This is a genomic window from Pseudonocardia sp. TMWB2A (assembly GCF_017312135.1).
Window position 1 is genome coordinate 6,466,415 of sequence record NZ_QKQY01000002.1, and the last position, 11,478, is coordinate 6,477,892.

9 protein-coding genes are annotated in these 11,478 nt (G+C 75.0%); 5 read left to right on the plus strand and 4 right to left on the minus strand.

Going from position 1 to position 11,478, the window contains the following annotated elements; all coding sequences use genetic code 11:
* Nucleotides 1-54 precede the first annotated feature (54 nt).
* The 3 genes from DMP17_RS44895 (at nucleotide 55) to DMP17_RS44905 (ending at nucleotide 5,999) form a co-directional block, all read left to right on the plus strand.
* Nucleotides 55-885: a serine hydrolase domain-containing protein gene (locus tag DMP17_RS44895; protein WP_226354903.1), complete on the plus strand. Its 831-nt coding sequence runs from the start codon at nucleotides 55-57 to the stop codon at nucleotides 883-885.
* A gap of 296 nt (nucleotides 886-1,181) precedes the next feature.
* A complete protein-coding gene (gene hrpA, locus DMP17_RS44900) occupies nucleotides 1,182-5,573 on the plus strand; it encodes an ATP-dependent RNA helicase HrpA (protein WP_337832669.1) in 4,392 nt (1,463 codons plus the stop codon).
* 36 nt (nucleotides 5,574-5,609) lie between these two features.
* Nucleotides 5,610-5,999 (plus strand): VOC family protein, encoded by a 390-nt coding sequence (locus tag DMP17_RS44905; RefSeq protein ID WP_337832670.1) that lies wholly within the window; start codon nucleotides 5,610-5,612, stop codon nucleotides 5,997-5,999.
* A 22-nt stretch (nucleotides 6,000-6,021) separates the two neighbouring features.
* Here the strand turns inward: DMP17_RS44905 and DMP17_RS44910 are convergent, their stop codons facing one another.
* Complete coding sequence (locus DMP17_RS44910; RefSeq protein WP_337832671.1) at nucleotides 6,022-7,179, minus strand: epoxide hydrolase family protein; 1,158 nt, start codon at nucleotides 7,177-7,179, stop codon at nucleotides 6,022-6,024.
* A 110-nt stretch (nucleotides 7,180-7,289) separates the two neighbouring features.
* Here DMP17_RS44910 and DMP17_RS44915 point away from each other — a divergent pair, with 110 nt between their 5' ends.
* A complete protein-coding gene (locus DMP17_RS44915) occupies nucleotides 7,290-8,492 on the plus strand; it encodes an acyl-CoA dehydrogenase family protein (RefSeq protein ID WP_226354899.1) in 1,203 nt (400 codons plus the stop codon).
* Between the two features lie 15 nt (nucleotides 8,493-8,507).
* Here the strand turns inward: DMP17_RS44915 and DMP17_RS44920 are convergent, their stop codons facing one another.
* Nucleotides 8,508-9,743 (minus strand): oxygenase MpaB family protein, encoded by a 1,236-nt coding sequence (locus tag DMP17_RS44920; protein WP_337832672.1) that lies wholly within the window; start codon nucleotides 9,741-9,743, stop codon nucleotides 8,508-8,510.
* A 56-nt stretch (nucleotides 9,744-9,799) separates the two neighbouring features.
* Here DMP17_RS44920 and DMP17_RS44925 point away from each other — a divergent pair, with 56 nt between their 5' ends.
* Nucleotides 9,800-10,456, plus strand: coding sequence for a TetR/AcrR family transcriptional regulator (locus DMP17_RS44925; RefSeq protein ID WP_337832673.1), 657 nt, complete (start codon nucleotides 9,800-9,802; stop codon nucleotides 10,454-10,456).
* On the opposite strand, the gene DMP17_RS44930 is transcribed toward DMP17_RS44925, so the two are convergent.
* Entirely contained in the window at nucleotides 10,402-10,836 is a 435-nt protein-coding gene (locus tag DMP17_RS44930; protein WP_337832674.1) for a rhodanese-like domain-containing protein, read from the minus strand. The genes DMP17_RS44925 and DMP17_RS44930 overlap by 55 nt on opposite strands.
* On the minus strand, nucleotides 10,833-11,396 hold the full coding sequence (locus tag DMP17_RS44935; RefSeq protein ID WP_337832675.1) for a cysteine dioxygenase: 564 nt from the start codon (nucleotides 11,394-11,396) through the stop codon (nucleotides 10,833-10,835). Before DMP17_RS44935 ends, DMP17_RS44930 begins: the two co-directional genes overlap by 4 nt.
* Nucleotides 11,397-11,478: the final 82 nt, after the last annotated feature.

Sequence of the window (11,478 nt, forward strand, 5' to 3'; positions counted from 1 at the left end):
GAGCCGCCCGTTTGCCAGGATGGACGCCATGCGTACCCGACCGCACCTCGCGTCGTGACCGAGCTCGCCCCGGCGGTGCGCCGGGTCCTGGACTGGCCGGTCGACCACGTGGGCGCCGCCGTCGTCGCCGCGGACGGCACGGTGCTCGCCACCGCGGGCGACACCGACCGCGAGTTCGGGCTGGCCTCGGTGACCAAGCTGCTCTCGGCCTACGCGGTGCTCGTCGCGGTCGAGGAGGGCGCCGTCGACTGGGACGACGCGGCCGGCCCGGACGGCGCGACCGTGCGACACCTGATCGCGCACACCTCGGGCCTGGCGTTCGACACCGACGAGGTCAAGGCCGCCCCCGGTGAGAAGCGGATCTACTCCAACACCGGCTTCGCGGTGCTCGCCGAGACCATCGCGGCCGCCACCGGCATCGGGTTCGCCGAGTACCTGCACGAGGCCGTCTGCACCCCGCTCGGGATGGGGCACACCCGGCTGAAGGGCTCCGCGGGCGCCGGTGCCGTGTCGACCGTCGACGACCTGGCGCGCTTCGCCGCGGAGCTGCAGGCCCCGCAGCTGCTGGACCCGCGGACCGTCGCCGAGGCGACCACGGTCGCCTACCCGGGCCTCGACGGGCTCCTGCCGGGCTACGGCCGGCAGAAGCCGAACGACTGGGGCCTCGGCCTCGAGATCCGCGACGGCAAGTCCCCGCACTGGACCGGGGAGGGCTCGTCGCCGCGGACCTTCGGGCACTTCGGCCAGTCCGGCACCTTCCTGTGGGTCGACCCGGACGCGGGCGCCGCGGCCGTCGTGCTGACCGACCGGGACTTCGGGCCGTGGGCGATCGAGGCGTGGACGCCGTGGACGGACGGGGTGCTTGCGGCGCTGCCCCACCCCTGACCTGCGACGCGAGCGCGCACGGAGAAAATCCGGGTGGCCGGGAATGATCCCGGGCCCCCCTCCGTTGGAACGACTGTCCGAGCCGGGCGAACCGAGTCCCCGGGCCGCAATAGATAACCGCCGCCGTGGAGTTCCGTTCGGCTGGAGCCGCGGTGCGCCACTCGCCGCGAGGCGACCGGCGTCCGGTTCGGACCCCATACCTCCCCTTTCCGAAATCCATTCGACGACGCCTGCGAGGCCGGTCACCATGGTCGGCGCACGCCCGGTCCCGGGCGAGCAGGCAGACTGAACGAACGATGTCCAGCGAACCCGTCCCGTCTCCGACTTCCGCACAGCCGTCGTCGCACGACCGTCCGCGCCGACCCCGCCGCCGTCCCGGCGCACGGGGCGACCACCAGCCGCGCGGCGGGAACTCCGGCACCCCGCAGGACACACCTCCACACGAGACCACCTCATCGGACCTCGCCGCAGCGCAGGCCGCCCCCGGGACGGAGGGCGCCGCGCGCGGCGTCCCGGCCCGCGATCAGCAGCGCCGCCGTGCATCGACGCAGCGCCGCCGCGGGCCTCGGGGTCGGCGCGCTGCCGTCACGGCGCCCGGCCCCGACCAGCCCGGCCGTCGCGGCCCCGACCGCGACGGCCCGGACCAGGCGGGCCCCGCCCCGGCCGGGGAGACCGACGCCGGCCGCCCGCGCCGTCGCGCCGCCGGCGACGGCCGCGACTCCGCCGAGCCGCCGCTCCCCCCGCTCGACGACGCCGAGCTCACCGCCCTGCGCGAGCGCCTCGACGCGCTCGGCCCGGCCGAGGCCGAGCGGCTGCGCGGCCGGCTGGACCGGGCCCGCGACGGGCGCGCCCAGCAGCGGGTCGCCGACGCCGTCGCGAAGGCCGAGCACCGCGTGGAACGCCGCCGCGCCGCGCTGCCGCGGATCTCCTACCCCGCGACGCTGCCGGTCTCCGCGCGCCGCGAGGAGATCGCCGACGCGATCCGCGACAACCAGGTCGTGATCGTCGCCGGGGAGACCGGATCCGGGAAGACGACGCAGCTGCCGAAGATCTGCCTCGAGCTGGGCCGCGGTGTGCACGGGATGATCGGGCACACCCAGCCGCGGCGGCTCGCCGCGCGCACCGTCGCCACCCGGATCGCCGAGGAGCTGGGCGTCGAGCTCGGCGGGGCGGTCGGTTGGAAGGTCCGGTTCACCGACGCCGTCGGCGACTCGACCATGGTCAAGCTGATGACCGACGGCATCCTGCTGGCCGAGCTGGCCGGCGACAAGGACCTGCTGGCCTACGACACGCTGATCATCGACGAGGCGCACGAGCGCAGCCTCAACATCGACTTCATCCTCGGGTACCTCACCCGGCTGCTCCCCCGCCGTCCGGACCTCAAGGTCGTCATCACCTCGGCGACGATCGACCCGGAGCGCTTCGCCCGGCACTTCGGCGCGGCCACCGACGGCGGCGACCCGACCCCGGCCCCGATCGTCGAGGTCTCGGGGCGCACGTTCCCGGTCGAGGTGCGCTACCGCCCCGTCGTCGACCCGGACGACCCGGACGCCGACCCCGACCGCGAGCTGGACGACGCGATCGGCGACGCCGTCGTCGAGCTCCAGCGCGAGGGCCCCGGCGACGTGCTGGTGTTCCTGCCCGGCGAGCGCGAGATCCGCGAGGCCACCGAGGCCCTGGAGCGGCGCAACCTGCGGAACACCGAGATCCTGCCGCTCTACGCCCGCCTCTCGACGGCCGAGCAGCAGCGCGTCTGGGCGCCGCACGCGGGCAACCGGGTCGTGCTCGCCACCAACGTCGCCGAGACCTCGCTGACCGTCCCCGGCGTCCGCTACGTCGTCGACACCGGCACCGCGCGCATCTCGCGCTACTCGCGCCGGCTCAAGGTGCAGCGGCTGCCGATCGAGAAGATCTCCCAGGCCTCGGCGAACCAGCGGTCCGGCCGCTGCGGCCGTACCTCCGACGGCATCGCGATCCGGCTCTACGCCGAGGACGACTTCGACGCCCGCCCCGAGTTCACCGACCCGGAGATCCTGCGGACCAACCTGGCGTCGGTCGTGCTGCAGATGATCGCCCTGGACCTGGGCGAGATCTCGGAGTTCCCGTTCGTCGAGCCGCCGGACCGCCGCGCCGTCGCCGACGGTCTGGACCTGCTGCACGAGCTCGGCGCGCTCCGCCCGGACCGACGCTCGCTCACCGCGGTCGGGCAGTCGCTGGCGCGGCTGCCGGTGGACCCGCGGCTGGGCCGGATGCTCGTGGAGGCCCACCGCAACGGGTGCCTGCGCGAGGTGCTGGTCATCGCCGCCGCGCTGAGCGTGCAGGACCCGCGCGAGCGGCCCACCGAGCAGCGCCAGGCCGCCGACGACAAGCACCGCCGCTTCGGTGAGGACGGCTCGGACTTCCTGGCCTACCTGCGGCTGTGGGACCACCTGAACGCCCGCCGCGACGAGCTGTCGGGCAGCCGGTTCCGCCGCGAGCTGCGCGAGGACTTCCTGCACTACCTGCGGGTCCGCGAGTGGTGGGACCTGCACGGCCAGCTCCGCCAGGCCGCCCGCAGCTCCGGCATGGATCTGAACGACCACGACCCGGAGTGGCCGCGGCACGCCGACCGGATCCACCAGTCCGTCCTCGCCGGGCTGCTGTCGCAGGTCGGCATGCAGGACCCCCTGGCGGAGAAGGGCAAGGACGGGAAGAAGGAGCGGAGTGGCCCGAAGGACTACCTCGGCGCCCGCGGCGCGAAGTTCGCGATCTGGCCCGGCTCGGGGCTGGCGCGCAAGCCCCCGCGCTGGGTGATGGCCGCCGAACTCGTCGAGACGACGAGATTGTGGGCGCGGACCGTCGCACCGGTCCAGCCGGACTGGATCGAACCCCTCGCCGGACATCTCGTCAAGAAGACATATTCGGAACCGCGCTGGTCACGCAAGCGCGCGTCCGCCGTCGCGACCGAACGGGTCACCCTGCACGGGCTGCCGCTGGTCGCCGACCGCAGCGTCGCCTACGGCCGGATCGACGCCGAGGTGAGCCGCGACCTGTTCCTGCGGCACGCCCTCGTCGAGGGCGACTGGGAGACCCGGCACCCGTTCTTCCACGCCAACCGGGAGCTGCTCGACAGCGCCGAGGAGCTGGAGCACCGGGCGCGGCGCCGCGACCTGGTCGTCGACGAGGACACCCTGTTCGCCTTCTACGACGAGCGGGTCCCCGCCGACGTCGTCTCCGGTGCGCACTTCGACCGGTGGTGGAAGAAGGAGTCGAGGCAGGCCCCGGACCGGCTGACCTACACCGAGGAGATGCTCGCGACCGAGGCCGCGAAGCAGGTCGACCGCGCCCACTACCCCGACCACGTCGAGGCGGGCGGGCTGACCCTGCCGCTGTCCTACGCGTTCGAGCCCGGCCACCACGAGGACGGCGTGACCGTCGACGTGCCGGTGGCCGCGCTGAACCAGGTCGACCCGACGCCGTTCACCTGGCAGGTGCCCGGGCTGCGCGAGGAGCTCGTCACCGCGCTCATCCGGACGCTGCCGCGCAACCTGCGCCGCAACTTCTCCCCCGCCCCGGACCACGCGAAGGCGGTGCTGGCCCGGCTGCGCGGCGAGACCGGCCGGCGCCCGCTGCTGGACGTCCTGGAGGACGAGCTCGGCCGGATGCGCGACGTGCACATCCGGCGCGAGGACTGGGAGCTGGAGCGGCTGCCCGAGCACCTGACGGTGACCTTCCGGGTGCTCGACGAGTCCGGTGCCGAGCTGGCCCGCGACACCGACCTGGACCGGCTGCGCCGCGCCCTCGCCCCGAAGGTCCGCGAGGAGCTGGCCGCCGCGGGCAGCGAGGTCGAGGCGACCGGCCTGACGTCGTGGACGATCGGCGAGCTCCCCCGCGAGCTGCCGATCCGGCGCGGCGCGCACACGGTCACCGGCTACCCGGGGCTGCGCGACCGCGGCACGAGCGCCGACGTCCGGGTGTACGCGACGGCGCCCGAGCGCGACCCCGCCCACCACCGCGGCGCCCGGCGGCTCCTGCTGCTCACCACCACCCACCCGGGGAAGCAGGTGCAGCGCGGCCTGGACAACCGGGCGCGGCTGGCCCTGTCGCGCAACCCGCACGGCTCGCTCGACGCCCTGCTCGACGACTGCACCACCGCCGCGGCCGACCACCTGATGGCCCGGGGCGGCGGCGACCCGTTCGACGAGGCGCAGTACGCGCGGCTCGCGGAGCTGCTGCGGATGCGGCTGCCGTCGACGACGTTGCAGGTCCTCGACGCCGTCCGCGGCGTGCTGGAGGTCTGGCACCGGGTCGGGGCGGCGCTGGCGGACCTGCGCGGCCCCGCCACCCGCGACGGCGTCGCCGACGTGACGGCGGTCGTGGGCCGGCTGACCGCGCCGGGCTTCGTCACCGCCGCCGGGGCGACCCGGCTCGGCGACGTGAAGCGCTACCTGCAGGGCTGCGAGCTGCGGCTGGAGAAGCTGCGTGCCGACCCCGCCCGCGACGCCCGGTGGACCGCCGAGATCGCGCCGGTCGAGGCCGAGTACCGCGGGCTGCTGGCCGCCCTGCCCGAGCACACACCGCCGTCGCCCGCGCTGCGCGAGATCGGGTGGATGGTCGAGGAGCTGCGCATCTCGCTGTACGCGCACCCGATGAAGACCCGCCATCCGGTGTCGGTGCAGCGGATCGAGCGGGCGATCGACGCGCTCTGAGGCGTGACTGTCGGGGGTCGCAGGCACACTGCCGCCATGACCGATGCACCCGTTGCCAGGTTCGCACTGTTCGCACTCGACTGCCCCGACCCGGTCGCCCTCGCCCGGTTCTACTCGGCGATCACCGGCTGGCCGGTCAAGGGGCCCACCGACACCGACCCCGACTGGGTCGAGCTCGACCCGGGCGGCGCGGGCGCGACGCTCGCGTTCCAGCAGATCTCCGAGGGGGAGTTCACCCCGCCGGAGTGGCCCGGGCAGGTGCGGCCGCAGCGCGGGCACGTCGACTTCGACGTGCCCGACCTCGACGCCGGGGAGGCCGCGGTGCTGGCGCTCGGGGCCACCAGGCACGAGGTCCAGCCCGCACCGGAGAGCTTCCGCGTCTTCCTCGACCCGATCGGGCACCCGTTCTGCCTGGTCCGGGAGTAGCCCCGGAGACCCGGAGCGGGGGTCAGCGCAGGTCGCGGAAGAACGCGCGCACGTCGTCGACCAGCAGCTCCGGCTCCTCCAGGGCGGCGAAGTGCCCGCCGCGGTCCACCTCGGTCCAGCGGGTGATGTGGTGCGCGGGCTCGGCGTAGCGCCGGATGCCGACGTCGTGCGCGAACTGGATCACCCCGGTCGGGACGCCGGAGGGCCGCTCGGGCTCGCCCCAGCTGCCGGCGTCGAGCGCGTAACCGACGTAGGCCGACGACCCGGCCGTGCCGGTCAGCCAGTAGAGCATCACGTTCGTCAGCAGCCGGTCGCGGTCGAGGATGCGGTCGGGCAGCTCGTGCCGCGGGTGGGTCCACTCCCGGAACTTGTCCAGGACCCAGGCGAGCTGCCCGACCGGGGAGTCGGTGAGCGCGGCGCCGACGAGCTGCGGCCGGGTGGACTGGATCGCGATGTAGCCGAACTCCTCCTGCATGAAGGCACCGATCCGCCGCACGCGGTCGCGTTCGGCGTCGGTCAGCGCGGCCGTCTCGTCCTCGGTCAGGGTGTGCATCGGCGCGCCGAGGCTGCCGTTCACGTGCACGCCGACCACCCGGTCCGGTGCGACCCGGCCGACCTCGGGGGCGACGGCGGCCCCGATGTCGCCGCCCTGGGTGCCGTAGCGGTCGTACCCGAGCCGGCGCATCAGCTCGTCCCAGGCCCGGGCGATCCGGGTCGTGGTCCACCCGTCGTCGGCGACGGGGCCGGAGAAGCCGAACCCCGGCAGCGACGGGACCACCACGTGGAACGCGTCCGCCGGGTCGCCACCGTGGGCCGCGGGGTCGGTCAGCGGGCCGATGACGTCGAGGAACTCCACGACCGAGCCCGGCCACCCGTGGGTGAGCACCAGCGGCAGCGCGCCCGGTTCCGGGGAGCGGACGTGCAGGGCGTGGACGTCCTGGCCGTCGACGACCGTCCTGATCTGCGGGTACGCGTTGATCCCCGCCTCGGCGGCGCGCCAGTCGTAGTGGTCGCGCCAGTGCGCCACGAGCTCGGCGAGGTAGGAGACGGGGACGCCGGTGTCCCAGCCGTCGCCCGGCAGCGGGGCGGGGAGGCGGGTCCGTGAGAGCCGGTCGGCCAGGTCGTCGAGCTGTGCCTGAGGGACGTCGATCCGGAACGGGTGCACGGTCTCGTCGGTCATGGGTCCACCGAACCGGACGACCCGGACGGATCCTGTCCTCGTCGGGCCCAGCAGGATCGGCGGATCGGTGTGAGGATCAGGTCTCCGTCGACGGCGAGGGGCCCGCGATCATGACCGCACCGACCACTCCGTACACCGAGCTGGGCGAGGCCCTGGGCACCGACTTTTTCTCGGTGCGCGACCAGTTCACCGACGAGCAGTGGCAGCGCTTCGCCGACACCCGCAAGTTCGTCGACGCCGAGGTCCTCCCCGGCATCAACGACTACTGGGAGCGCGCCGAGCTGCCCTGGCACCTGTTCCGGCGTCTCCCGGAGCTCGGGATCGTCGGCGAGGACATCCAGGGCTACGGGGCGGCCGGGATGAGCCCGCTCGCGCTCGGCCTCGTGCACATGGAGCTGCACCGCGGCGACGGCTCGCTCGGCACGTTCCTCGGGGTGCACGCGGGCCTGGCGATGAAGGCGATCGCGATGTGCGGCTCGGAGGAGCAGAAGCAGCGCTGGCTGCCGTCGATGTCCACCATGGACAAGCTGGGCGCGTTCGCGCTGACCGAGCCGATGCACGGTTCGGACTCGGTCGCGCTGGAGACCACCGCGACCCGCGACGGCGACCACTGGGTGCTGCGCGGGTCGAAGCGCTGGATCGGCAACGGCAGCGTCGCGGACCTGGTGGTCGTGTGGGCGCGCGACACCGACTCCGGCGAGGTGCTCGGGTTCGTCGTCGAGACCCCGGCGGAGGGCTACGAGGCCACCGTCATCCCCGGCAAGGTGTCGCTGCGGGCGCTCTGGCAGGCCGACATCGAGCTGGACGGGGTCCGGGTGCCGGAGGAGAACCGGCTGGCGCAGGCGCGGACGTTCGCCGACTGCGCCGCGGTGCTGGCCACCACCCGGGGCACCTGCGCCTGGATGGCCCTGGGCCACGCGACCGCCGGCTACGACGCCGCCCTGCGCTACGCGCTGGAGCGCGAGCAGTTCGGCAAGCCGCTCGCGAGCTTCCAGATCGTGCAGCAGCGGCTCGTCGCGATGCTCGCCGACCTGACCGGCATGCAGCTCTACTGCATGCAGTCCGCCCGGCTCGCCGAGGTGGGCAAGCTGTCCCCGACCGTCGCGGGGCTGGCGAAGATGCACAACACCCGGACCGCCCGCAAGATCCTCTCCGAGGCGCGGGACCTGCTCGGCGGCAACGGGATCCTGCTGGAGCACCACGTCGTGCGGCACTGGGCCGACATCGAGGCCATCCACACCTTCGAGGGCACCGAGACGATCCAGACCCTCATCGTGGGCCGGGACGTGACCGGGATCAGCGCGTTCACCTGATCCCCGCGGGAGGGGTCAGGCGGCCAGGTCGCGGGGGCCGGGCGACTCGCGGCCGAAGCGGCGGGCCAGGTCGGCCTCGACGCGGCGGTCCGAGCGACGCTCCAGCCACCGCCGCCCCCGCGCGGTCCGCGCGACGAGCAGCGACTCGACCAGGTTGCGCAGCACCTGCGACGGCCACATCCACGCCGCGGTCACCGGCAGGTCCAGGTCGCGCAGGCCCTCGGCGCGCAGGAACACCCGCAGCAGCGACAGCAGCCGTCGTCGCTCCCAGGCGCCGCGGAGCCGGTCGGCGGGGCCACCGGTCCGCTCGCTGCGCAGCCCCTCGACCAGCGCGCCCGCGAGCAGCGGGCCTGCCGGGGTGACGTCGCCCTGGGCCAGCACGATGTGGTGGTTGAACGCGTTCTGAGCGCGCTCTGTGTCGAACAGCCAGTCGTCGTCGACGCCCATCAGCCACCCGACGTAGCGCCACAGGTGCATGATCGCGTCGCCGTCGGCGCGCGGGACGTGCCGTCCGAGCAGGCGGCAGCCGAGGATCGCGGTGCTGTTGAACAGCCCGAGCGTGGCCGCGGCGTCGGCCTGGTTGATCGGCAGCCCGTGGGTGGCGACGTCGTAGCGGTCGCCGCGCTGGAAGCGCTCCGCGACGAGCGCGTGCATGGCGCGCACGTGCAGCGTCGCCGCCCAGCCCTCCCCGCCGGGCGCCATGCCGCCGGGACGGCTGACGGCGAACGCCCACGCCTGGGTCTCCCCGAGGCGGCGCATCGCGCCGGCGCCGGTGAGCCCGCCGGTGCGGACGAGCAGCTCGGTGGGGCCGCCGTAGCGGTAGCCGCCGATCAGCGAGAGTCCCAGCAGCACGTCGTCGCGGCTGCGGCCGAGCCTGCGGTAGGCGCGGGCGCCGCACTCGAGCAGGTCCCGGTCGAGCCAGTCCGGGTCCGGGGTGACGGCGGCGAGGAAGTCCCGCAGCGCGGGCGGCGCGTCGGCCGGCGCGGTGCCCGCGGCCAGCGCGGTGTGCAGCGCCCGCATGGTCACGCGGCCGGCGTCACCGCTGTCGCCCTGACCACGGTCGCGGCCCATCGCGCGGGCCAGCGCGGCGCCGGTCTCGTCGCGGGTGAACATCCGGCGGCCGATCTCGGCGAGCAGCGTGGGGTCGGGGTCGCGGACCCCGGCGACCAGGCCGAGCGGACGGGCGATCCGCGCCGCGCGCTCGGGCGCACTGCGGAAGCGTCGCGGGGCGACGGGCGGCTCTGCCAGCATGGACCGATGCTGACACGAGCGAATGCTCGCTTTCAACGCGCGTTCCGGCGGACCCGGTGAGCGGCCGCGGGGCCCGGCGGCGCGAGCCGCGCCAGGAGCGGTCCCGGGCGATGGTGGAGCGGATCGTCGCGGCGGGCCGGGACGTGCTGGTCACCCGCGGGTACGACGGCGCGTCGACGAACCGGATCGCGGCCGCCGCCGGGGTGTCGCCCGGGTCGCTCTACCAGTACTTCCCGGACAAGGACGCGGTGCTGACCGAGGTGCTGGACCGCTACCTCGACGCGATGGAGGCTCGCGTCTCGCGCGCGTTCCTCGACTCGGTCGCCGCGGCCGGGCCGGGGGCGGGCACCGCTCCGGCGGTGCGCGCGACCCTGGAGGCGCTGCTCGACACGTTCGGCGAGGAGCCGGACCTGCTGCGGGTGATCGTCGAGCAGCTGCCGCGCTCCCCCGGCGGGCGCCGGGCCGCGTTCGCCGGCCGGATCGACGACCTGGTCACCACGGTGCTGCTCACCCGCGGCGCCGGGGACACCGACGCGGCGCGGGCCGCGGCGTGGACGGTCGTGCGGACCGTCGAGCACCTGACCACCGGCTACGTGCTGGAGCGGCCCGGGTTCGCGCGGGCGGTCGTCGTCGACGAGCTGACCGCGCTGGTCGCGGGCTACCTCGACGCGCGCCTGTCCGGCGGGCGGGTGGCGTCGGACGGGCCGTCCTGACCCGCTTCGACCGGGAGTCCGGCCGCGACCCAGGCGCGGAACCCGCCGTCGACGTCGGTGGCCCGGTGCAGCCCGATGTCCTGCAGCGACGCGGCCGCCAGGCTGGAGCTGTAGCCCTCGGAGCAGAACAGCACCCAGGCGACGTCGTGGTCGACGGCCTCGGGGACGCGGGCGCCGGAGGTCGGGTCGAGGCGCCACTCCAGGTGGTTGCGCTCGATGACCAGCGCGCCCGGGATCTGCCCCTCCTCGCGGCGCTGCCACCCCGGCCGGGTGTCGACCAGGTGCGCCCCGGCGGCGGCGAGCTCCGCGGCCCGCCGCGGGTCGGGCCGGTCGAGCCGGGCGCGGGCGGCGGCGAGCAGGTCGGCGACGGTGCGGCTCATCCGACACCCTGGCCGGGTTCGACGAGCTCGGTGCGGGTGCGACGCAGGCGCTGGTGCCCGGTGGTGCCCGCGACCTCCTCGACGTCGTAGTACGACATCGCCGACAGCGGCGGCGAGTAGGCGTGCACGCTCACCGCGGGGGCGTCGGCGGTGTTCGCGACGTCGTGCACGTGGCCCAGCGGGAACCCGGCGCCGCGGCCGTGGCGCAGGGTGCGGGTGCGCAGCCCGGACGGGCCGCTCCAGCGGCGCTCGGTCAACGAGCCGGACACGACGGTGAGGGCGCCGAGCGACCCGGCGTGGTCGTGCAGCTCCGCGATCTGCTCGGTGGCCCAGCTGATCAGCCAGACGTCGACGAAGCCGTCGCTGCGCAGCAGCCGGTACCAGCGGCGGTCCGGGTCGACGACGACGTCGTGCCGCCCGGAGCGCACCTCGGCGGCGATCTCGCGGGTCAGCTCCTGCAGGTCCTCGAGGCCGTACGGGGTGGGCGCGGTGACGGGCCGCGCGTGCGGGACGCGCAGGCGGGCGGGGCGGGACGCGGGCAGGGAGGCAGGCGCGGACACGGTGGTGCTCCAGGGGAAAGGTCGGGCGAGCGTGGTCGGGGGACTCAGCTCGGGCGACAGCCCTGGTCGAAGTGGTCGGCGC